21 protein-coding genes and 1 tRNA gene are annotated in these 23,759 nt (G+C 41.6%); 13 read left to right on the top strand and 9 right to left on the bottom strand.

Annotated features, from left to right (window positions below; translation table 11 throughout):
- The first annotated feature begins 26 nt into the window (after positions 1-26).
- The 3 genes from OCK74_RS06340 (at position 27) to OCK74_RS06330 (ending at position 1,972) form a co-directional block, all read left to right on the top strand.
- Positions 27-659, top strand: coding sequence for a polysaccharide deacetylase family protein (locus tag OCK74_RS06340; RefSeq protein ID WP_279296170.1), 633 nt, complete (start codon positions 27-29; stop codon positions 657-659).
- 436 nt (positions 660-1,095) lie between these two features.
- Positions 1,096-1,857, top strand: coding sequence for a TatD family hydrolase (locus OCK74_RS06335; protein ID WP_279296169.1), 762 nt, complete (start codon positions 1,096-1,098; stop codon positions 1,855-1,857).
- A 25-nt stretch (positions 1,858-1,882) separates the two neighbouring features.
- A tRNA-Ser gene (locus tag OCK74_RS06330) sits at positions 1,883-1,972 on the top strand.
- A gap of 49 nt (positions 1,973-2,021) precedes the next feature.
- Here the strand turns inward: OCK74_RS06330 and OCK74_RS06325 are convergent.
- Positions 2,022-2,237: a hypothetical protein gene (locus tag OCK74_RS06325; protein ID WP_279296168.1), complete on the bottom strand. Its 216-nt coding sequence runs from the start codon at positions 2,235-2,237 to the stop codon at positions 2,022-2,024.
- Between the two features lie 639 nt (positions 2,238-2,876).
- On the opposite strand from OCK74_RS06325, the gene OCK74_RS06320 reads away from it, so the two are divergent.
- The 4 genes from OCK74_RS06320 (at position 2,877) to OCK74_RS06305 (ending at position 9,898) form a co-directional block, all read left to right on the top strand.
- Positions 2,877-5,336, top strand: coding sequence for a glycogen/starch/alpha-glucan phosphorylase (locus tag OCK74_RS06320; RefSeq protein WP_279296167.1), 2,460 nt, complete (start codon positions 2,877-2,879; stop codon positions 5,334-5,336).
- Positions 5,337-5,348: 12 nt separating this feature from the next.
- Positions 5,349-7,424 carry a glycogen debranching protein GlgX gene (gene glgX / locus OCK74_RS06315; RefSeq protein ID WP_279296166.1) on the top strand — a complete coding sequence of 692 codons (2,076 nt, stop codon included), beginning with the start codon at positions 5,349-5,351 and terminating at the stop codon, positions 7,422-7,424.
- 91 nt (positions 7,425-7,515) lie between these two features.
- Positions 7,516-9,123: a phosphoenolpyruvate carboxykinase (ATP) gene (gene pckA / locus OCK74_RS06310; protein ID WP_279296165.1), complete on the top strand. Its 1,608-nt coding sequence runs from the start codon at positions 7,516-7,518 to the stop codon at positions 9,121-9,123.
- A gap of 187 nt (positions 9,124-9,310) precedes the next feature.
- A complete protein-coding gene (locus OCK74_RS06305) occupies positions 9,311-9,898 on the top strand; it encodes a DUF922 domain-containing protein (protein ID WP_279296164.1) in 588 nt (195 codons plus the stop codon).
- A 54-nt stretch (positions 9,899-9,952) separates the two neighbouring features.
- On the opposite strand, the gene OCK74_RS06300 is transcribed toward OCK74_RS06305, so the two are convergent.
- Complete coding sequence (locus OCK74_RS06300) at positions 9,953-10,588, bottom strand: deoxynucleoside kinase (RefSeq protein WP_279296163.1); 636 nt, start codon at positions 10,586-10,588, stop codon at positions 9,953-9,955.
- A gap of 83 nt (positions 10,589-10,671) precedes the next feature.
- A complete protein-coding gene (trpS, locus tag OCK74_RS06295) occupies positions 10,672-11,664 on the bottom strand; it encodes a tryptophan--tRNA ligase (RefSeq protein WP_279296162.1) in 993 nt (330 codons plus the stop codon).
- A 546-nt stretch (positions 11,665-12,210) separates the two neighbouring features.
- Here trpS and gatC point away from each other — a divergent pair.
- The 3 genes from gatC (at position 12,211) to OCK74_RS06280 (ending at position 13,899) form a co-directional block, all read left to right on the top strand.
- A complete protein-coding gene (gatC, locus tag OCK74_RS06290) occupies positions 12,211-12,501 on the top strand; it encodes an Asp-tRNA(Asn)/Glu-tRNA(Gln) amidotransferase subunit GatC (RefSeq protein WP_279296161.1) in 291 nt (96 codons plus the stop codon).
- Between the two features lie 9 nt (positions 12,502-12,510).
- Positions 12,511-13,233, top strand: coding sequence for an ABC transporter ATP-binding protein (locus OCK74_RS06285; RefSeq protein ID WP_279296160.1), 723 nt, complete (start codon positions 12,511-12,513; stop codon positions 13,231-13,233).
- 90 nt (positions 13,234-13,323) lie between these two features.
- Complete coding sequence (locus OCK74_RS06280; RefSeq protein WP_279296159.1) at positions 13,324-13,899, top strand: cob(I)yrinic acid a,c-diamide adenosyltransferase; 576 nt, start codon at positions 13,324-13,326, stop codon at positions 13,897-13,899.
- Here OCK74_RS06280 and OCK74_RS06275 read toward each other — a convergent pair.
- On the bottom strand, positions 13,896-14,570 hold the full coding sequence (locus OCK74_RS06275; RefSeq protein WP_279296158.1) for an ABC transporter ATP-binding protein: 675 nt from the start codon (positions 14,568-14,570) through the stop codon (positions 13,896-13,898). The genes OCK74_RS06280 and OCK74_RS06275 overlap by 4 nt on opposite strands.
- A gap of 202 nt (positions 14,571-14,772) precedes the next feature.
- Here OCK74_RS06275 and OCK74_RS06270 point away from each other — a divergent pair, with 202 nt between their 5' ends.
- Positions 14,773-14,994: a DUF2795 domain-containing protein gene (locus OCK74_RS06270; RefSeq protein ID WP_073045655.1), complete on the top strand. Its 222-nt coding sequence runs from the start codon at positions 14,773-14,775 to the stop codon at positions 14,992-14,994.
- A 152-nt stretch (positions 14,995-15,146) separates the two neighbouring features.
- Here the strand turns inward: OCK74_RS06270 and OCK74_RS06265 are convergent, their stop codons facing one another.
- The 4 genes from OCK74_RS06265 to OCK74_RS06250 form a co-directional block, all read right to left on the bottom strand.
- Positions 15,147-15,974, bottom strand: a complete 828-nt coding sequence (locus tag OCK74_RS06265; RefSeq protein ID WP_279296157.1) for an enoyl-ACP reductase FabI — start codon at positions 15,972-15,974, stop codon at positions 15,147-15,149.
- Between the two features lie 99 nt (positions 15,975-16,073).
- Positions 16,074-17,804 carry a DNA repair protein RecN gene (recN, locus tag OCK74_RS06260; protein ID WP_279296156.1) on the bottom strand — a complete coding sequence of 577 codons (1,731 nt, stop codon included), beginning with the start codon at positions 17,802-17,804 and terminating at the stop codon, positions 16,074-16,076.
- A gap of 16 nt (positions 17,805-17,820) precedes the next feature.
- Positions 17,821-18,576 (bottom strand): zinc ribbon domain-containing protein, encoded by a 756-nt coding sequence (locus OCK74_RS06255; protein WP_279296155.1) that lies wholly within the window; start codon positions 18,574-18,576, stop codon positions 17,821-17,823.
- A gap of 73 nt (positions 18,577-18,649) precedes the next feature.
- Entirely contained in the window at positions 18,650-19,747 is a 1,098-nt protein-coding gene (locus OCK74_RS06250) for a Nif3-like dinuclear metal center hexameric protein (protein ID WP_279296154.1), read from the bottom strand.
- A gap of 44 nt (positions 19,748-19,791) precedes the next feature.
- Between OCK74_RS06250 and OCK74_RS06245 the strand changes: the two genes are divergently transcribed.
- A complete protein-coding gene (locus OCK74_RS06245) occupies positions 19,792-20,757 on the top strand; it encodes a YitT family protein (protein WP_279296153.1) in 966 nt (321 codons plus the stop codon).
- A gap of 72 nt (positions 20,758-20,829) precedes the next feature.
- On the top strand, positions 20,830-21,459 hold the full coding sequence (locus OCK74_RS06240) for a DinB family protein (RefSeq protein WP_279296152.1): 630 nt from the start codon (positions 20,830-20,832) through the stop codon (positions 21,457-21,459).
- 95 nt (positions 21,460-21,554) lie between these two features.
- Here OCK74_RS06240 and OCK74_RS06235 read toward each other — a convergent pair whose 3' ends face one another.
- Entirely contained in the window at positions 21,555-23,738 is a 2,184-nt protein-coding gene (locus OCK74_RS06235) for an alpha-galactosidase (protein ID WP_279296151.1), read from the bottom strand.
- Positions 23,739-23,759: the final 21 nt, after the last annotated feature.

The raw sequence follows: 23,759 nt of genomic DNA, 5'->3' as shown, positions 1-23,759 counted from the left end.
CTAACTTCGTACCAGGAATTCATTTTATGCACCGGTTTTTTATCAAGACTCCCTGGCTGGTTCAGCGATACTTTTCATCATATGTGTGGTTTATTCCAACGAAGGAAAAGGTTGTTTTTCTCACCTTTGATGACGGCCCCCACCCTGACATTACCCCATTTGTACTGGATGAACTGAAAAAGTTTGATGCAAATGCTACTTTTTTCTGCGTTGGGAGCAATGTAGTGAAGTATCCTGAAACCTATCAACGGATCATCGCAGAAGGACATGCGGTGGGAAACCATACCCAAAATCATGTCAATGGCTGGAAGGTTGCTTCAGATATTTACCTGAATAATGTTTCAGAAGGGTTTAAACATATCGACTCCCGCCTGTTCAGGCCTCCTTACGGCCGGATCAAGAAAGACCAGGCTACAAGTATTTTGCAAAAGTACCCTGGCACTAAGATCATTATGTGGGATGTGCTGAGTGCAGATTTTGATAAAAGAATCACACCAGAAAGGTGCCTCAAAAACGTGGTAAAGAATATCTCCAGTGGTTCCATTATTGTGTTTCACGATAGTGCAAAAGCATTTCGAAATCTTAAGTATGCATTGCCCAAAACACTGGAAAAACTAAGCTTGAATGGATACCGGATGGAGCGTATAAATCAGGCATAGTCTAAAAAAATTTGGGCCGGGGTAGAAACCCTGGCCCGTTTTTAATCCGTACCCTATGAAAACTGTTTTAAAGATATATACTTTTTTCTTCCATGCAAAATTTTGTTGATTTTATTTTAATAATTCTATGTTTTTATATGTAGAAAACTGGATTATACTACTGTTTACCAACGCGTTCTGCATGTTACTAAATTTTTCTTAAACAGGCCGCTGGCCTTGCTTGCAAAGGTCTTCACAATTATCCAGGCTGTAGCCTTTATTACCTTTCGGACCCAGATGCCCTGTCAATAAGTTCATAAACAATACTATATATGATCAATAAAAAAAGATTGGGTGTGATATAACCACCAGCAACACATTATAATAAATATATACACAACTACATAAAGTTTTTAACCAGTTTTGCAGTATGTCTGGACTTATATAATAATTGACTATGTATCTCATCGACACACACGCACATATTTATTTACCTGAGTTTGATGCTGACAGAGCAACCATGATGGAAAGGGCAAAAAATGCAGGTATCAAACAGATACTGTTACCTGCAATAGATTCAAGTACACACCCACAAATGCTGCAAATGGAGCAAGAATTTGAAGGTTGCCTGGCCATGATAGGGCTGCATCCCTGTTCAGTAAATAATAAATTCGGGGAAGAGATCGATATTCTTAAAAGGTATCTTTCCCAAAGAAAGTTTATAGCCATAGGTGAAATAGGTCTTGACTTCTACTGGGATAAGACCTTTGTGCAGGAGCAATATGAAGCATTTCATCAACAGATCCAGATAGCGCTGTCCTACGGACTTCCCATTGTCATACATTCCCGGAATGCCATTGATGAAAGTATAGACGTTGTGAAACAATATCCCGGGCTTAGAGGAGTTTTCCACTGTTTTTCCGGTAACCTGGAGCAGGCAGAAGCCATCATTGGCACAGGGTTTATGCTGGGCATTGGAGGAGTACTGACGTTTAAAAATGCAGGGTTGGATAAAGTAATTGAAAAGACAGGCCTCCAAAATGTGATCCTAGAAACAGATGCCCCTTACCTGGCACCTGTTCCATTCAGAGGAAAGCGCAATGAACCGGCCTACACTGCGCTCGTAGCAGAAAAATTAGCCATGATTACGGGCAGGGATCTGGAAGAAGTTCAGAAAATAACAACGGAAAATGCAGAAAAGCTGTTCAACCTATTGTGAGTTCACTTACCTTTGCAGCCTTTCCGGTGAGATGCAGGAGTGGTTGAACTGGCATGCCTGGAAAGCATGTATACGGGCAACCGTATCGAGGGTTCGAATCCCTCTCTCACCGCCACTCAAAAATGCAATTACTTGTAGTACAGGTAGTTGCATTTTCTTTTAGATTACCCATCATTCCTCCAATCCTCAATTAGTTCCATCAGAAACTTATCTAAGATGCTGAAATATTGCTGTCCCTTTACAAGTGTTAATTTTTCCGGCAGCAGTTCCTTAATTCCTCCTGCATCCCGAAGGGTTAAATCAAAGGTTTCAAAGTCGTTACTACTTACTGAGTAGGCAATTTGATTATTCTGATATATGCCAGAAATATCGAAAGTCATAATTTATAGGATTGATCCTGCATGATTCCCAGTATAACAAATAGACTGACTTTCACATTGAATGTCATACGACTAAGGTACAAAATAGTTATGCCATTCCCTCTGAAACAGGGCTTGTCAATATGCCTAATGAAAAATAGAAGCCAGAAATGCAATAAACCAGTTGAATGGCTTTTTATTATTGGGCGTCGTATTGATGAGGTAATTCTTATGCCTACTGATTAATCTGGAAAAACTGCGTTGCCTGTTTTTCCGGTATGAAGCTCAGAGCGAATTGCAGCCATATCATTATGCTTTTAACTAACATACAGATACGAAAAACAAAAAGGGAGCGAAAAGACCCCCACTTCCTAAAGTCCCAACTCAACAAACTGATTCATAGTTACAGGCTGGTCTTTACTACAGAAAAATTATATATAGTAATTCAAGTAGATGTAAATTGCATTACAGAAAGTTTTTTAAGGAGTTTGCACTAGAAACTGCCAGGTTTATTTGCCCAATCAACCACCCCAATGAAAATTTGCTTAAATGGAACACTATAAATGAAATAGTGATTCTCTACTGTCTGCCGGGAATAGTGACCTAAGCATTATCATTGGTCTTCGGCCCCTATATTTTTTATCCTAATAACAATATCATATGTCTAAGGTTAAATTGAATATAAGGTTAGGAAATACAGTAGAAGAGCTTCGCCAGGATATTCTTGATCATATTTTTTTTACACTTGGAAGGACAGAAAAAATAGCGACTCTTCATGATTGGTATTTAGCTGTTGCCTATACCGTTCGTGACAAAATGATGGAAAAATGGGTCCGCTCATTAGATAAATTATACGATAAAAAAATAAAGATCATTGGCTACCTGTCCGCAGAATTTTTAGTTGGACCGCATCTTGGCAATGCCATGATCAACCTTAATATCCAGAATGAGGTAAAGGCAGCCACCGCACAATTGGGCCAGGACCTAAATCAATTGATGGAGCAGGAAGAAGAACCCGGGTTAGGCAATGGAGGGTTAGGAAGGCTGGCCGCCTGCTTTATAGATTCGCTCAGTACTTTGCATGTCCCAGCCATTGGTTATGGTGTCCGGTATGAGTTTGGCATTTTTGACCAGAGGATCAAAGATGGCTGGCAAGTTGAGGAAACAGATAAGTGGCTGAAGTCGGGCAATCCATGGGAAATCGTACATCCGGAGATTTCGTATCATGTGAAATTCGGCGGCCACACCAATTGTTATAAGGATAAAGAAGACATGTACAGAGTAGAGTGGACGGCAGAATATGAAGTAAAGGGAGTGGCATATGATACACCAATTCCAGGGTACAAAAACACAACAATTAATATTTTACGGCTATGGAAGTCTGAAGCTGTAGAATCTTTTGACTTCAACGCATTCAACAAAGGTGATTACTACAATGCAGTGAGTGAAAAGGTAGTTTCAGAAAACATATCAAAAATTCTTTACCCAAACGATGAACCAGCAGGAGGAAAAAGGCTAAGGCTGTCCCAACAGTATTTTTTCGTTTCCTGTTCCCTTCAGGATGCATTGCGGCTGTGCAGATTGCGTGGTTTTAGCATCAATAAGTTTCATGAATCTTTCAACATGCAACTCAACGACACGCATCCAGCTATTGCTGTTGCGGAACTCATGAGGTTACTGGTAGATGAACATTCGCTGGACTGGGATGAAGCCTGGGAGATTACCAAAAAAACATTCAGCTACACTAACCATACGTTGTTACCTGAAGCCCTGGAAAAATGGTCGCTTCAGTTATTAAGTTCACTGTTGCCAAGGCATCTTGAGATCATTTACGAGATCAACGGCCGTTTCCTGGCAGACGTTAGAAACAAGTTTCCCGGAAATGATCAAAGAATCAGCAACTTGTCTATCATTGATGAAACCGGCGAACGATACATACGCATGGCGCACCTGGCTTGTATCGGCAGCCATGCAATCAATGGTGTTTCCATTTTACATACCAGTTTGTTGAAACAAAGTGTGCTTCGTGATTTTTATATACTGGAGCCTGAAAAATTTTATAATATCACCAATGGGGTTACGCCACGCAGATGGCTCAAATTATACAACCCCGAACTTTCAAATCTAATCACCAAACATATTGGTGACCGTTGGATATCACATCTTGAAACTGAATTGATCCAATTGGAAAAATTTGCTGATGATAAGGATTTTCAGCAAAAATGGCGACGAATCAAACTTCAAAACAAAAAAGACCTTGCCCGTTTGATAGGATACCGGACAGGTGTTGAAGTCAAAGCCGGATCAGTATTCGATATCCAGGTAAAACGTATCCATGAATATAAGCGGCAACTCCTGAACCTGTTGCATATTATACACCTGTATAACAGGCTGAAGAAAAACCCCGCAGAAAAAATTACCAGCCGCACTTTCATCTTCGGCGGGAAAGCTGCACCGGGTTACTTTATGGCAAAACTCATTATCAAGCTGATTAACGCTGTTGCTGACAAGATTAATTACGACCCGGATGTTGGCGATCAAATCAGGGTAGTCTTCTTTCCTGATTTTAATGTAAAGAACAGCGAATATATATACAGGGCTGCGGATATTTCGGAACAAATATCCACTGCGGGAATGGAAGCTTCCGGAACTGGTAATATGAAATTTTCATTGAATGGAGCTCTTACCATTGGTACATTAGATGGCGCTAATGTTGAAATACTTGAAGCTGTTGGAAAAGAAAATTTTTTCCTGTTCGGATTAATAGCGGAAGAGGTGTTTTCAATAAAGCAACAGGGGTATAAACCTTATGATATTTATACCAGTAATCCAGATTTAAAAGAAGTGATTGACATGATCGGGTCTGGTATTTTCTCGAATGGCGACCGCAACCTATTCAAACCAATCATGGATGCATTGCTACATTATGATACCTACATGGTTATGCAGGACTACCAGGCATATATTGATTGCCAGAAAAAGGTTTCTGAAGCTTATAAAGATCAAAATCACTGGCAGAAAATGTCGATCCTGAATGTTGCCAGGATGGGTAATTTTTCTTCCGACAGGTCTATCAGTGAATATTGCACAAAAATATGGGGTGTATCACCCAAACGTTAATGTAATTAACTAATGGAAAATATTACCGCCTTTATTCAACAGCCTACTGAAAATGGCGAATGTTATCCACTTGGTGCAACCCTTTATCCTCAAGGTGTCAATTTTTCATTGTTTTGTAAAAATGGAACAATTGTAGAACTATTGTTGTTTGATGATATCAATGACATTGAACCAGCTAAAATCATCAGACTCAATGCAGCGCGTAACCGTACCTACCATTACTGGCATACTTTTGTGCACGGTCTCAGCAAAGGTCAATTGTATGCCTACCAGATTGATGGGCCATATGATCCTGAAAACGGGCACAGGTATAACGAGGAAAATATTTTACTAGATCCCTATGCACATGCTATAGCTGTTCCGGATCATTATCATCGTTATTCAGTTGATCCTATAACAGGAAAGAAAACGCCACCTATGAAAAGCGTAGTAGCAGATCTTTCTTTGTATCATTGGGAAGAGGATACGCATTTAAGACATCCATTTGCCACAACGATAATTTATGAACTGCATGTAGGGGGATTTACCCGTCACCCCAATTCCCCGGTGGAGCCTGCAAAAAAAGGAACTTATACCGGTCTTATAGAAATGATACCATACCTGGTCAGCCTGGGTATTACGGCAGTGGAACTAATGCCCGTTTTCCAGTTTGATGAACAGGATTGCCCTCCAGGATTGATCAACTATTGGGGCTACAGCCCCGTATCGTTCTTTGCGCCTCACCAGGGTTATTCTTGCTCGAAAGATCCCCTGGCTGTTTTAGACGAATTTCGCGATATGGTGAAAGCCTTTCATAGAGCCTCCATTGAAGTGATTTTAGATGTAGTTTTCAACCATTCTGCGGAAAATGGAGAGGAAGGGCCCAGTTATTGTTTCAAAGGTATTGACAACAGTATTTATTATATACTTGCTCCTAAAGGAGCGTATGCAGATTATTCAGGTACGGGGAATACATTGAACGCCAATCAGCCCATTGTACGTCGCATGATCATCGACAGTCTACATTTCTGGGTTACACAAATGCATGTAGATGGATTCCGATTTGACCTTGCGTCCATTTTATCAAGAGATGAGAAGGGGCATCCCATAGAGAATCCTCCTGTATTATGGGACATTGAATCTGACCCTGTGCTGGCCGGTGTTAAATTAATTGCAGAAGCCTGGGATGCAGCCGGCCTTTACCAGGTTGGCGGTTTTGTAGGTGATAGCTGGAAAGAATGGAATGGAAAGTTCAGAGATGATGTGCGTAGATTTTTCCGCGGTGATGAGGGAAGTATTTCTGATTATGTAACAAGGCTTGTCGGCAGTCCTGATATGTATAGCTATCTTAACCGGGGGCCAGAACAAAGCATCAATTTTACAACTTGTCACGATGGATTCACCTTGAACGACCTGGTTTCCTATAATCAAAAACACAATGAAGCTAATGGTGAAGACAACAGGGACGGTAATAATGATAACCTCAGTTGGAATTGCGGTGAAGAAGGCTCTACTGACAAACCAGAAATTGAAGCACTTCGAAAAAGGCAGATCAAAAATTTCTTAGCGGCCACCTTGCTTTCGATTGGCACGCCCATGATCCTTATGGGAGACGAGGTGCGCAGAACGCAACAGGGCAATAACAATGCCTATTGCCAGAACAATGAGATCAGTTGGTTTGACTGGAGCTTACCGCAAAAGCATACGGATCTTATCCGCTTTGTCCAGCAGCTCATTTTTGAACGGCAGCGAAGAGACCCTGCAAAGGAAGAATATAGAATGAGCCTCAACCAGCTTTTGAACACGGCGCAATTTACATGGCACGGAGTAAAACTTAATCAGCCGGATTGGTCACACCAATCGCACAGTATTGCATTCACGGTCAGATCATTAAGCGGGGTTGTCATCACTCATTATATGTTGAATGCCTATCATCAGCCACTTGAATTTGAAATACCTGAAGAGGAAGACAATAAATCCTGGAAACTTTGGATCGATACAGCGCAGGAAGCGCCCGATGATATTATGGACTGGCATATAGCACCTATTGTTACCGCAAAAAAATACAAGGTAATGGCCCATACAGTTGTCGTACTAACATCAGGATGACGCGGCTTTTGGGGGGAATGCAATCATTTTGTTTACGGTTGATAAAAGATATTTAAATCCCTAACTTTAAATTCTAAACGATTGCTAATATATGTCAGTACCTATTATCACATTCCCAACGGGGAAGTTGCACAGCCTTGGCCTTAAATTTACAGAAGGCATCCATTACCAGACAGCACCGGAAGAATTGGTGCATGATTCTCTACGACTGGGGGAAGGAAAGTTGAACGACACAGGCGCTTTAGTAATTAAGACTGGTGAATTTACGGGAAGAGCCCCAAAAGACAAGTTCATTGTTTATGATGATTTTACGAGTTATACCGTAGACTGGAATGATTTCAACATTCCCATTCATGAAAAGTATTATGATGTTATCTGGAAAAAGGTAATGGCATATCTGAATGAACGCCCCTCCCTTTGGATCCGGGATTCTTATGCCTGTGCAGATAGTCGCTACCGCCTCAACATCAGGGTCATTACCGAGAAGCCCTGGATGAGTCTTTTTGCCTACAACATGTTTCTGAGGCCTAAAGAAGAGGAATTGGAAAATTTTGAACCGGACTGGCATGTCATCTCAGTACCAGATCTTCACCTGGAGCCCAGGGAATGCGGAATCCGCCAGCATAACGCAGCGGTCATCTCATTTAAGCACAAGACTATTTTGATTGCAGGTACCGGCTATACGGGAGAGATCAAAAAAGGCATTTTTACTATTCTGAACTACCTTCTTCCCCAGGAAAAGAATGTATTGAGTATGCACTGCAGCGCCAATATGGATCACGATGGTAATTCGGCGATATTTTTTGGCCTGAGCGGAACGGGTAAAACGACATTAAGCGCTGATCCTGACCGGCTCCTGATTGGTGATGATGAACATGGCTGGACTGAAGATAACATCTTCAATTTTGAAGGGGGATGCTATGCCAAAACCATCAACCTTTCCGAGGAGCATGAACCGGAAATCTTTAATGCAATACGCCTAGGGGCCCTGGTGGAAAACGCAATTTTTTTTCCTGGTACCAACAAATTGAATTACCATGATGCAGGCATTACGGAGAACACAAGGGTTTCTTACCCCCTTTACCATATTTCCAATGCCGTTGAACCCTCTATAGGAAATATTCCTGGTAATATTTTCTTTTTAACCTGTGACGCATATGGCGTGTTGCCTCCAATTTCCAAATTGACGCCCGAGCAGGCTATGTACCAGTTTATTTCGGGGTATACTGCTAAAGTAGCAGGAACAGAAACAGGGGTTACAGAACCCAAACCAACTTTCAGTGCCTGTTTTGGGGCTCCTTTCCTACCCTTACACCCGGGGAAATATGCTGAAATGCTTGGCCAGAAGATCAAAAACCACAATGCCAACGTGTGGCTGGTGAATACAGGGTGGACCGGAGGGCCCTATGGTGTAGGCCAAAGAATAAAGTTAACCTATACACGGGCGATGATCACTGCGGCGCTGGATGGCGCAATTAATGGAATAGCCACAGAAACGGACCAAGTTTTCGGGCTAGACATTCCTACCCAATGCCCAGGTGTACCTTCTGAGATACTTAACCCACGAAATACCTGGGCAGACAAGGAAGCTTATGATGAAAAAGCAAACTTTCTTGCGGATTTGTTTATCAAGAATTTTGAAAAATACGAATCGGGAGTGAGTGAAGAGACACTGAAGGCCGGTCCAAAAGTAGTATAGCAGATTTTAGAAACATTATAAACGATTACACATCATAGGTATTTGGTTTACAAAGAAAAGGCCTAACCAGGGGGCTACCTGGTTAGGCCTTTTCTAATGTTAAATCAGCAATTTTATAATTCACTTCACAAACTTAAATTGATCAAATTTTTAATTTCGTTTGCAGCACATGTAACCACTGCGACCTATGACCCTATTTAACATCATCACCGGAATTGTTCTATTTTCCTATTTTTCGATCGCACCTGGGAAAGCCAGCACTTCTGGGCTAAACAACGACCTTGCAACTGCGGAAGAAGAAACTGCGGAATACATTCCCTGGTCCTACGACAGGATGCTGACGTGGAAAGATTTCTTATGCGACCCTGTTAGAAACACTGATGCCGTAGCACTTACGAGTACTTCTTTAGGTGTATCATTCAAGTACAATGGAGGACGCTTTTCATACAACATTAGCTGCAACTTTGCTAAGAAGAAGTCCTGGGGCCTGATGAAAACACCATATATCCTGGCGCACGAGCAGGCTCATTTTGATATTTCTGAAATATTCGCCCGCAAGCTGTACCAGGAAATGAAAAATTATCATCCTAAAGCATCTACACTTAAAAAAGATGTGAGTGCTATTTATGATAAAATAATCAAGGAAGAAAAGGCTTTCCAGGAACAATATGATGAAGAGACCAATCATAGCCGGAAAAAGGGCAGGCAACATGAATGGCTGGAAAAGATCGAGCAGTTGTTGGAAGAAACGGATGCGTACGCGAATTATCCATAATGAATGATACATAATAATAAACCCTCTCTGGCTTCGGCAGAGAGGGTTTATTATTTAAAACAGGCCGTGAAGCTGGGCTTCGACGCTTTGAATAATCTTACCAAGGTCTTCGTCGTTTTCAGGAAAGCGGTTGTCGTCCACATTGATAATGAGTAGCGGCCCTTCCTTGTAATTATCAATCCATTTATTATAGTATTCGTTCAAGCGTTTCAGATAATCGAGACGTATATTCTCTTCGTATTCCCTGCCACGCTTTTGAATTTGCCCTACCAGAGTAGGCACTGAGGCCTGCAAATAGATCAACAGGTCGGGCGGTTGCACAAGGCTCTTCAGGTTTTCAAAAAAAGAGAAATAATTTTCAAAATCACGTGTACTCATCAGGCCCATTTCGTGCAGGTTGGGTGCAAAAATGTGAGCGTCCTCGTAAATGGTACGGTCCTGGATCACGGTCTCAGTGCCCTGATGGATCTCGAGCAGCTGTTTTAAACGGCTGTTCAGGAAATAGATCTGCAATTGAAAGCTCCAGCGGGGCATATCCTCGTAAAAATCGTTCAGATAAGGATTGTGATCCACGTCTTCAAAATGAGGTATCCACTTGTAGTGTTTGCTTAACAACATGGTAAGCGTTGTTTTACCAGCACCAATGTTACCAGCAACAGCTATATGTTTAGGCTTTTTAGATTTTGGCATTATTCAGTAGATAATATGAAATTATGAGTACGACCAATATTCACCAATATACCATTTTCAGAAACAGGAATTAACTATCTACGTTAATACACCAGTCCCATCATTTCTCTTGCTGCTTCAATAGTTTTTTGAGCGCTGACACGAGCTTTTTCTGCGCCGGAAGCAATGATGTTCCTGATGTAAGTTTTATCTGCATAAATGGCTTCGGCCTTTTCGCGGATAGGTGTGATAAACTGCACCATATCATCTGCCAGTTGTTTCTTCATATCGCCATAGCGGATAGATGCTTTGTTGAAGTCATCCCTGAATTTTTCCACTACACTTTCTTCACTTACCAAACTCATTAACTGAAACATGTTCTGTATGTAATCGGGCATTTCCGAATTGGGTTCAGTGGGTCCACTGTCGGTTTTTGCCTTCATTACTTTTTTGCGGATCAGGTCATTATCATCGGCCAGGTAAAGTGTTGCGTATTGGTTTTCGCTTTTACTCATTTTACCGGTACCATCAAGACTGGGAACTTTTAATAATTGCGCTCCAAAATTAAAGGCAGCAGGTTCAGGGAACAGGTCACCATAACGATGATTGAAACGTTGCGCAAAGTTGCGCGCCATTTCAAGATGCTGCTCCTGATCTTTACCTACAGGAACATATTTTGCACGGTGAATCAGGATGTCTGCAGCCATCAATACAGGATAGGTCAATAAGCCGGCGTTTACATTCTGGGGTTGCAAACGCACTTTATCTTTAAACGTAGTCGTTTTTTCCAGTTCGCCTTTGTAAGCCAACATATTGAGCAACATGTACAGTTCGGCAATTTCAGGCACAGTGCTTTGCACATAAAGGCATACCTTTTCCGGGACCAGCCCTGCTGCAATATTTTCAGCTATTACCCGCTGCACACTCCCATTTAGTTCTTTGGTATCGGGATGCGTGGTAAGCGAGTGCCAGTCAGCAACAAAAAAGTAGCAGTCGTACTCTTCCTGCATGCGTACATAGTTGCGCATAGCGCCAAAATAATTGCCCAGATGTAAGAATCCTGTGGGCCTGATTCCGCTGACAACAATTTCTTTCATAAGAAAGGCGAAGATAATTATTAGGAGTTTAAAGTTTGGTGTTTGAAGTTAGAAGTTTAGTCCTGGCGTGGAAACAGAAAACTGACTTCGGATTTGAAATCAAGTAAATACGAAAACGGCAGACAAGCTCTTAATACTCAAACAAATAAGGGTATTTATTTAGACCCGCTTAAATTCATTCAGTATTCTTTAAAATCAGTCCAGTCTTTTTTTGTTTGGGTTTTTCAAGCCCTCTACTTTTGATCTATCAATATCCTGGAAAACAAATCAAAATCCAATTCCCCCTATAAAGGGTCCTGAAAAGCCGGAAATCCAAATCCGATCAACCAAATTAATCCAGTCCGTTCCTGAAAAACCTATCCAATCCTAAGAAAGTCCTAAAGGCGTCCGTCCCTAGTACAAAGTGATTTGTAATTAATCGCTATACGCCAAAGGAATTGTCCCCTCAATGTATTGAGGGGATTTTTTCTGTCTAAAAAAGGTTAAAAAGCTAAATAAATTACGGTGGAAAACTCCCGTTTCATGTGACAGGGGTATATTTGTTCTATGCAGGTAGATGACGCACTTATTGAAAAATTATCCAAGCTGTCGTTGCTTCAGTTTAATGAAGCAGAAAAGGAAGAAATCAAAAGTGATCTCCAGAAAATGATTGGCTTTGTAGACAAATTGCAGGAGCTTGATACTACAGGCATTGAACCCTTGCTGCACATGAGCGAAGAAGTAAACGTTTTACGTGATGATATACCCGGCAACATGCTCACCAGGGAAGAAGCATTAAAAAACGCACCACATCACGACGGCCAGTATTTTAAAGTGCCTAAGGTGATCAAGAAATAACTTTTACACATGAAAGGGATCATTCATCTTGACAATATCTTTAAAAATTATTACCTCGGCAAGCAGGTAATTGAAGTTTTGAAAGGAATTTCATTAGATATTTTCAAGAATGAATACGTTGCCCTGATGGGGCCATCAGGTTCGGGCAAAAGCACATTAATGAACATTATTGGATGCCTGGACACTCCTACTTCTGGTACTTACATATTAAATGAACAGGATGTCAGCAGAATGACAGACAACGAGCTGGCTGACGTGCGCAATAAGGAGATCGGCTTTGTATTTCAGCAGTTCAACTTATTGCCCAGGCTCACGGCATTGGAAAATGTAGCCTTACCGCTGGTATATGCAGGTATGCCTAAAAGACAGAGGCAGGAAAAGGCAATGCATGTCCTGGAAAAAGTAAACCTGGCTGATAGAAGTCATCACAAGCCCAATGAAATGAGTGGTGGTCAAAACCAACGGGTAGCTATTGCCAGGGCTTTGGTGAATGACCCTTCTATTATTTTGGCTGATGAACCAACAGGTAACCTGGACACGAAGACATCCCACGAAATCATGGATATATTTGGTCATATTCACGCTGCTGGCAATACAGTAGTACTGGTTACACACGAAGAAGATATTGCCCATCATGCACACCGCATTATCAGGCTGAGAGATGGTTTGATTGAAACAGATACCATCAAACAAGCCAGCATGAATGCCCCAGCGCATTCCCAGTCCGTCTAAGGCGAAGAACATCAGCGCACAGTGCTACACAATATTGATGTCACCTTTCATTAGAAACTTACACCTTTGTATCATCTAATTTTGATGGGTATGGCACAGAAAATCTATACGAAAACGGGAGATCAGGGGAATACGTCTTTAATAGGTGGAACAAAAGTTCCCAAGAATGACCTGCGAATTGAAACATATGGCACTGTAGACGAACTTAACTCGTGGATCGGGTTGATCAATGACCAATTGAACAGTGAGGAATTCAGGAATGAATTGAAAGATATCCAGGACAGGTTGTTCACCATTGGTTCTGCACTTGCCTGTGATGCGGATAAAGAACCAAAGATGATTTTGCCAGATCTATTTCTCTCAGATATTCAACTACTGGAAGTTAAGATTGATGAAATGACAGCTCAACTCCCCCCCATGAAATCTTTTATTCTGCCGGGTGGCCATGTAACCGTTTCATCGATACATATATGCCGCTGTGTATGCCGCAGAGCAGAACGCCTTGCCGTTTCCATGCAACAGCATGACTTGTTTATTGAAAAACTGGTGATACAATATCTAAACCGGCTCAGTGATTATTTATTTGTGCTGGCACGTTATACTGCACAAAAATTAGGTGCCGAAGAAGTTCCCTGGAAGCCGAGAACAGGGCCCGCCAACATTTAAAGAGATTTGTCCGGAGGCAACATCTTTCCGTCTTTCATCACCAGCATCCTGTCGCTAAGGTGTGCCAGTTCTTCGTTGTGGGTAACAATTAGGAAAGTCTGATTGAATTGTTTCCTTAGATCAAAAAAAAGTTGATGCAACTCTTTTGCATTAGCCGAGTCCAGATTACCTGTTGGTTCATCTGCAAACACGATGTCAGGATTATTGATCAATGCCCTTGCTACGGCTACACGTTGTTGTTCTCCGCCTGACATTGCATTGGGTTTATTATGCAGCCTGTGTGACAAACCAAGCAGAGACAGCAGCTCCTCGGCCCTTTCCTTTACTCTTGTCTTATTTTGCCCGCTCAACCAGCCAGGTATACAAACATTTTCCAATGCTGTAAATTCAGGCAAAAGATGGTGGAATTGAAAAACAAATCCTATATGCTGGTTGCGGAAATTGGCCAGCCTTCTTCCCTGGAGAAAAGTAATATTTTCATTATTCCATAGAACCTGTCCGGCATCTGCCTTGTCAAGAGTACCTACAATATGCAGCAAAGTACTCTTGCCAGCTCCTGAGGAGCCTACTATACTAACAATTTCACCTTTCTGGACTTCCAGATCAACACCTTTCAGTACTTCAACGGTTCCATATTTTTTATGTATGTTATTTGCGGAAAGTATAGCCATCGTTTATTCTTCGCCTTCAAATATCAGTAAACAAAGCCGTTTTGCAATGACATGCCATGTCTTTATCGGTGCACATTTGGAAAATTGGCGAATAATGATACTTTTGCGAAAAAATTGAAGCATTTTTCCAGCAAATTCTGGCATAAAAATTATGCTTCAATCCAATAAAAAAATAATAATTACTCAATTAAACTGACATAAAATGTTCTGGACATTAGAATTAGCCTCCTACCTTGAAGATGCTCCATGGCCTGCGACTAAGGATGAGTTGATAGATTATTCCATCCGCTCGGGTGCTCCCATTGAAGTAGTGGAAAATTTACAGGAATTGGAAGATGAAGGTGAAGTGTATGAAAGCATTGAAGATATCTGGCCTGACTATCCGTCTCAGGAAGATTTTCTGTTTAATGAAGATGAGTATTAAACCACCTCTGTTCCTACAGGGAAATAAAAAAATTGAAGCCTCCAAAAATTTTGGAGGCTTTATTATTTGCATAATGAGTAATCAGTGATGAATAATGAGTGAACAGAAATAAGATTTTTCACTCATCGATGATTACTCATTATTCATTAGAATCATTCCTGCGGGTGGGCCGCTTGCATTTGATACACAAGCGCTTCGCTTACGCCAGTAAAGGAGAAGCCACCATCATGAAACAGGTTCTGCATCGTTACAAAACGAGTCAAGTCGCTGAAAAGGGTCACGCAATAGTTTGCGCAATCATCAGAAGAAGCATTTCCTAACGGGCTCATTTTTTCAGCATAATCTATAAATGCGTCAAAGCCTTTTACACCGCTTCCTGCAGTTGTTCTTGTTGGCGATTGCGATATGGTATTCACTCTTACTTTTTTACGAACGCCATAATGATAACCAAAACTGCGGGCAACGCTTTCCAACAATGCTTTGGCATCAGCCATTTCATTATAATCTGGGAAAACCCTTTGTGCAGCGATATAGCTTAAACCAACCACACTTCCCCATTCGTTCAGCGCATCCAATTCCCAGGCTGTGTGCAGAACCCGGTGCAGGCTCATAGCAGAAATGTCCAGTGTCTTCTGATTCCATTCGTAATTAATTTCTGTATAATGCTTGCCTTTGCGCACATTCATACCCATGCCTATAGAATGCAAAATAAAGTCGATACCTCCATTGAAATGCTTTTGACTTTCTTCAAAAAGGGTTTTCAAGTCGTCCATGTTTGTTACATCGGCACCAATTACAGGTGCTTCAACAGCATCGGCCAGCTTAGAGATCTCTCCCATACGAATCGCCACAGGCGCGTTAGAAAGCACTATTTGAGCACCTTGTTCATGGCACTTTAAGGCAGTCTTCCACGCTATTGATTTATCATCCAGCGCGCCGAATATAATTCCCTTTTTACCTTTCAGTAGGTTGTTGGACATAATATAGATTTACAAGTTCTGATTTACTTTTTACGGCTTCAATTTTTGTTTGAAACACCGCAAATGTAATGGACATTTATTTTTAACCGTGAAAATTAGTTATTGTAACACCATCTCTTTAGCATTCTCCAGGGCCGCGGCTGTTGGCTTTTCGCCACTCAACATCTGAGCAATGGCATTGATGCGCTCATCTGTGTTCAGCCTGCGAACACCTGTGGTAATCGCATTGTTCCTTACATTTTTAAATACAAAGAAGTGGGCATCAGCCTTGCCTGCTATCTGGGGTTGGTGCGTAATGCAGATCACCTGGCGTGCAGTGGCCAATTGCTTCATGATAATCCCCACCTGTTTGGCAGCTTCACCTGAAATACCGGTATCAATTTCATCAAAGATCAGCGTAGGCAGATCAATTGACTGCGCAACCAACGATTTGATACACAACATCAACCGGCTCAATTCACCACCGGAAGCCACCTTTCGCAACGGTTGAAACTGGTTGCTACGGTTTGCATCAAAGAGGAACTCTACATTGTCAAAGCCTGTTGCATTTAAAGTACCTTTTCCCACTTCAACTTTCAGCCGGGCATTAGGCATACCTACCTGGCGCAGCATTGCATCCACTTTTTGTTCCAGTGGTTTCACCTGGCCTTTACGAGCTTCAGAAATCTTTGCGGCAATGGATTCAGCTTCCTGCAACAATTGGACATATTTAATTTCTGCCTGTTTTATTTCTTCGTCAATATTCAAAACGGCTTGCAACTTTTGCTGCAGTTCATCCCTGATGACCAAAAGTTCGTTGGTGGTCTTCACACCATGTTTTTTCAATAGTTTGTAACCAAGTGACAAACGCTCGTTCATCTTATCGATCGTCTGCGCATCATAGTTAATATCGTTATGAAGACGGTCCGTTTCTTCAGCAATATCCTGAAGCTCAATATAAGCCGATTCTATGCGCTTTACCAGTTCCGGCAGATGAGGATGCAAGGATGCAAAGGCTTGCAACTGGCTACACAGGCTTTTTAATTGCCTGGTGACGGGCTGCTCACTTTCTTCCAGTTCATAATATGTTTTTGCCAATGCCTTTTTAATACCTTCCGCATTGGAGAGCAATTTTAACTCAGTCTCAGTTTCCTCCAGTTCATTTTCTTGCAATCCAGCTTCGTCCAATTCATTAAACTGGAACTGGTTATAATCAAACTCCTTATCAAACTGTTCCTTTTGGTGCTTGAGCGTTTCGAGGTTAGTTTTAGAGGACTGCAATTGATTGAATATCTGCCGGTACTGCTTCAGAAGGGAGGCATTGCCGGCAAGCGCATCCAATACTTCCCTTTGGAAATCACTCTCACCAATTTCAAGTGTATCAAATTGCTGGTGCAAATCAACGAGGAGGTTGCTCAACTGGTTCAATTGACCAAGGTTGACAGGCGTATCATTGATAAACGCACGCGATTTGCCACTTGGGGCAATTTCGCGACGCACCACTACTTCATCATTAATATCCAGTTCGTTGGATTTTAAAAATTCAATCACCTGGGCATGTACCTGTTCATTTCTGAAAATGCCTTCAATCACACACTTTTTTTCTTTGTTCAGCAGCACACTACTTTCCGCCCTTTGGCCAAGGATCAAACCCAGGGCACCAATAATAATGGACTTACCGGCACCTGTTTCACCAGTCAATATGTTTAACTGAGCCGAAAAATCAATTTCCAGCTCATGGATGATAGCATAATTCTGAATAGATAATTTGCTCAGCATAATTGGCCACCAAAATAAGGCAATTCCTGTTGTTCTAAATAAAAAAACCCCTGCAAAAGCAGAGGTTTCCAAAGTTTTTAGTTTATCATTATTTCACCTCAATCGAGTCAACCAGATCTGAATCTACCAGGATACGGCCGCAGTTTTCGCAAACCATGATTTTCTTACGCTGTTTAATCTCGCTTTGCTTTTGAGGAGGAATTGAGTAAAAGCAACCACCGCAGGCATCTCTTTCAACCGGTACTACAGCCAGGCCATTACGGAAGTTATTGCGAATCTTTTCATAGCTGGCCAGCAGGCGAGGCTCTACATTTTCACGGGCACCCTGGGCTTTTTGAGTAAACTCTGTTTCTTCTTTCTCTGTAGCAGCAATGATTTTCTCCAGTTCACCTTTTTTAGCATTCAAAACGCCTTCTTTAGCAGCAATTGCTTTTTTAGCCTTTTCCAAAGTCACTGCCTTTTCGGAAATTTCTTCGTTAGCGTCTTTTATATGCTTTTCGCACAGCTTTACTTCAAGCTGTTGCATTTCGATCTCTTTATTGATAGCTTCAAACTCGCGGTTATTCTTTACATTCTCGCTTTGCTTCTCATATTTTTTGATGAGTGCTTCAGCCTCTTTGATCGCTTCTTTCTTTTGCTGAATGAATTCGGCAATGCCATTGATCTCTTCTTCAATGCGCAATTGACGGGAATGCAAACCCTGGATTTCATCCTCCAGGTCAGCAACTTCCATTGGAAGCTCCCCTTTCAGCACACGGATTTCATCCAGCTTTGATTCCACTTTCTGAAGCGTTACCAGTGAAACCAGCTTTTCTTCTACTGAAAATTCTTTTACGTTAGCCATATAGAGTTTGTAGTTTGAAGTTTGTGTTTTGTAGTATTTTTGAACCGGAAGTGTTTAATTTCCAACTCATTAACTATATATAATACCTTACCGGATTGGTATTCAGACCGGTTTTAAGGACGGCAAAGTTAGGGATTTTTTCCACCAAAAGGTCATAAAGCAGTTCCACGGTATACTGTTCACTTTCATAATGGCCAATATCAGCCAGTACCATTTGCCCCTCAGCATCGAAAAATTCGTGGTATTTAACATCTGCTGTAATATAAAAGTCAGCCTTTTGTTGCAGCGCCCTCCTGATCAGAAAGCTACCCGCCCCCCCACAAACGGCGACCCTCTTTACAGGCTGTCCCCGCAAAGCAGTATGCCTGATCACTTCAACTCCAAATGCATCTTTAACAATTTTTAAGAAATCAGCTTCGGGAATTGCCTCTTCCAGTTCACCAATCATACCTGACCCAATCTGGTCATGGCTATTTTCCATTGTAAAAATATCATAAGCGACTTCTTCGTATGGATGATGATCTAATAAAGACTTCAGGACCTGGCGTTGCAAGTAAAAAGGAAATACGACCTCGATCTTGGTCTCCTTTTCATAATGGCGCTCTCCTATTTCACCTACATAAGGGTCAGCACCTTGTTCTGCTTTAAAAGTGCCCTGCCCTTCGCTGTTAAAACTACATTCGGAATAATTTCCAATATGACCGGCTCCTGCATCAAAAAGTGCTTGCTGTATCTGGCCGGCCTTATCTACCGGGGCAAAGGTGATCAGACGACGGAGCATTCTGTTTTTAGGTTGGAGGATCTTACAATTTTTTAATTTCAGTTTTGCTGCAATTTTTCCATTGACACCCTTGATCACATTATCCAGGTTTGTATGGGCTGCATAAATGGCGATATCTGATTTAATTGCTTCTATGATGGTTTGCTCTACATAACTACGCCCATTCAGCCTTTTCATCCCCCTGAATACAATAGGATGGTGGGCTACGACCAGGTTGCAACCTTTTTGCTTAGCCTCCAGTACAATTTCTAAAGTAGCATCCAGGCTGCATAGTACACCGGAACAAGTCCACTGCGGATTACCAGTAATCAACCCGGCATTATCATAATCTTCCTGTAATTCCGGGGCTGCAAAACTTTCTATTATAGATATAACTTCGCCGATATTCATGGCTGTAAGTTAAGTGAATATCTTTTTTCAATTTAATTGCATTGATGAACCTGTTTAGCAACATATTAGAAAAGGAAATGCCTGGCATAAAGCAAAGGAGAAATATTGAAAATATTCAGAAACTACAAGCGGCAAAGCGAGCCCGCCAGAGACTAAAAAATTGGATACGTGATTACACATTGATGCTATTAGGTGTACTTTCTGCAGGTTTTGGGCTCAAAGGATTCTTAATGCCCAATGGATTTATTGATGGCGGAGTTATGGGTATATCCCTTTTAACCAATGCAGAAACAGGTGTTTCCCTTTCTGTACTCATTATCCTGTTCAATATTCCTTTTCTAATCTTAGGATACAGGCAGATCAGCCGGCTTTTCAGCCTGAAAAGCATCATAGCCATCACAGCCCTTGCTATTGCAGTTGCCGCTATACCCTATCCCGTAATCACCGAAGACAAATTACTGGTATCAATATTTGGTGGCTTCTTTTTGGGTACTGGAATTGGCCTGGCGATCAGGGGAGGCTGCGTTATCGATGGCACTGAGGTGCTTGCCATTTATTTAAGCCGCAATAACAGCTTAACGGTAGGTGATTTTATTCTTACATTCAATATCATCATTTTCTCAGTTGCAGCTTATTTACTTTCCATTGAAGTTGCCCTCTATTCTATCCTCACCTATCTTGCGGCGTCCAGAACAGTAGATTTCATCCTGGAAGGCATAGAAGAGTTTACCGGAGTTACTATTGTTTCTACTCACAGCAAGCAAATCACCAATATGATACAAAATCAATTAGGAAGAGGGCTAACTATTTATTCTGGTAGAAAAGGTTTTGGAAAAAGAGGTGAAAGCGATGAGAATATAAATATTATTTTTACAGTAATTACCCGACTTGAAGTCAACAGGCTAACCACAGAAGTTGAGCGGATTGATCCGAATGCGTTTATTGTTATGCAAAGCATCAAAGACACCCGCGGCGGAATGGTTAAGAAAATACCATTGAAAGAAAAATGAACCAAGAAATAAATCAGGAGTTTATCATCATTGCAAATTTTTATAACTAACGATTGACAAATAAGGTTCACAATGATATCTGTATTTAAGCCTAAAACAAGTCTTTTGCTGGCTTTACTGGTTATAACCGGGCTGGCCGGCAGACCTTCATTTGAAACCATTTCAGGTGCAGAGAGGCGATTTCTAACACATCAACTGCGCGAGTCAAAAGCCAATCTAATCAAGAGTGTAAAAGGCCTTTCTGAAGAACAGTTAAACTACAAACCATTTCCGGATCAATGGTCCATAAATGAATGCCTGCAACACCTGGCCATTTCTGAAAATGAAATCTGGAAAATGACAGAGGCGGTGATCAAGCAGCCTACGAATGAAGGAAAAAGAAGTGAAATCAAAACGTCCGACGAGGAAGTACTGAAGAACTTCTCAAATAGAAATCAAAAGTTCCAGACATTTGAAACAATGTTACCTGCTGCATCATCCGGGAAAACTACCAATGAAGCCCTGAGTGAATTTAAACACGCACGCAACCATCTTATCAAATTTTCACGGTCAACAACAGACGACCTGCGCGACCATGTTAGCATAACACCTGAAGGAGCATCGGATGCATACCAACTGATTTTAATGATCGCTGCAAATACACAAAAGCATATACAGCAAATTGAAGAATTAAAGAAAAGTAAAAACTTTCCGAAGGGGTAGACCTCATCCTCACTCCTTTCCTCCTAAAACGGAACATGCCCTTCATTGGCGGGGCATGTTCCCCAGGGAGTGGAGCGCAAAAGTTTAAGGGGCACTCATTTCACTTCAGTTACTTCTACAATAACACTTGAACGCTGGATGTTCACGTCAGGATTGAAGCCAACTGCCATTAAATAATTTCCGGAGTACACTGCGTTTGCAGGCAAAGTAGATTTTGTACCCGGATACAAATTGATCTCTTTTACAGAATACTTCTTTTCCGGATCCAGGCCTTTCAACGGAACCGGCGACAAACTCCCTGTAGCGTACCTGTTATTCACCTGGTAATTAAACACAATGGCCCTATCTTTTTGATCATTTACATACATCAGCGATGCAAAATCATGATCCCAGGGACTCACCAACCGGTATTGGTCGCCATGCCATACTACTTCACTAAAGGACTTATAGGTTTCTACCGCTTGCTGGCAGTATTGCAGGTCCTTTTCCGGCAGGTGACTGACGACGATATCAAAGCCAAGTTTTCCCATCATGGCTATATCAGTACGGTACTTAATTGGTTGTTTGCCCCAATCAGTAACATGATTACAGGAAGTAATAGAGGGGAAGAAATAAGAGTATTCCCACTGAATAAAAATACGCTCCAGCGGATCGGTATTATCGCTGGGCCAGAATTCTGTGAAATACTTTAAAGCTCCGTAGTCAACCCTGCCGCCGCCTCCGGAGCATAACATCATGTGTACATTTGGATATTTTGCACGCACCCTGTCTAAGACCTTGTACAATCCGCGTACATAATCCACATACAGGTGTGACTGCTTTTGAAAAGCAGATGAATAAGCATTATAGATGACGGCATTGCAGTCCCACTTAATAAAAGCAATGTCAGGGTTCCTGGTAAATAAATTATCCAATATACCAAATACAAAGTCCTGCACTTTTGGATTGCTCAAGTCCAACACCAGTTGATTCCTGTATAGATACTCAGGCCTGCCGGGTTGCTTAATAACCCAGTCAGGGTGCTGTTCATACAAAACACTTTTTGGATTCACCATTTCGGGTTCTACCCAAATACCAAATTTTACGCCGGTGTTTTGCGCTTCTTTTACCAGAAATCCGATACCATGCGGCAACTTTTGCACGTTTTCCTGCCAGTCGCCAAGACCAGCATTATCGCTATTACGCGGGTATTTATTGCCAAACCAGCCATCATCTAATAAGAAAAGATCTACACCTAACTTTTTTGTATCCTTGATCAGCCTAGACAGTTTATCTTCATTGAAATCAAAGAAAGTGGCCTCCCAGTTGTTCAGCAGGGTCATTCGGGAGCCATTACCTTGTAGTACTTTGTAGGACCTGGCCCAACGCTGCAACTTCCGGCTGGCATCGCCTGTTCCTTTATTGGAAAATGTATATAAAAAAGCAGGTGTAACAAACTCCTGAGAGGATTGCAAACTGTATTCGGAAGCAAATGGATTAATACCTGCGATCAACCTAAGATTATTTAATGGGTCTACTTCAAGGTCGACACGAAAGTTACCTGTCCATTCAACTGAACCAAGTAAAACATCACCTTCATCTTCTTTGGCTGGCCCATTCAGCGATACGATAAAATTCGGGGGTTGGTAGAGGTTAGCACGAGTACCCAACTTTGTATCCAGCACCTTTATCCCATGAGTCAACTGAACTTCTTCCGGTTTAACCTCCTTAGCCCAATCACCATGATAGCTTTTTAACCAATAGTTATTAGCAGAAATATACAGGTTAGCAGACGCAAACTTTTGCAGGGTAACAGCTCCTTTCTCTTTATTCTTTATTACAGACCATTGCTCTACTACGTCTTCCTTAAAATATGTTTTATAAAAAAGAGTCACCTCTAAAGCATACTGTGGGTCTTTCAACAACACAGTTGTAATTGATACATTATCATCAACCTTTTGCTTGTTATTGCTTACATACTGCAGATCAAGAGAGGTGTTTCCGTTGGCATGGGTTACTTCAATGGCAGGCTCTACAAGATTCCGGGATCCACTGGGTGTATAAGCTGCATTCAGAATACCGGAATAATCATCTCCCCTTTTGTACATACCCGGAACCAATGCGTATTCAGATGCATTGGCCAGCTTTTTACCAAAGTAAATGATGCCAGCACGATTGCCTGTATCCACTTGCAATACCAATGCATTATTTTGGGTTTCAATTGGTATGATCATCTTTTTCTGCGCATGCAAATGTGTGAATAGGATTACCGAGGCGGCCAGTAATATTTTTTGTATCATAAGCTTGAGAAAATGTGTTCC

Source organism: Paraflavisolibacter caeni, assembly GCF_025628885.1.
Taxonomy (GTDB): Bacteria; Bacteroidota; Bacteroidia; order Chitinophagales; family Chitinophagaceae; genus Flavisolibacter; species Flavisolibacter caeni.
The sequence above is the reverse complement of the archived record's forward strand: the minus strand, read 5'-3'. Positions and strand labels throughout refer to the sequence as shown.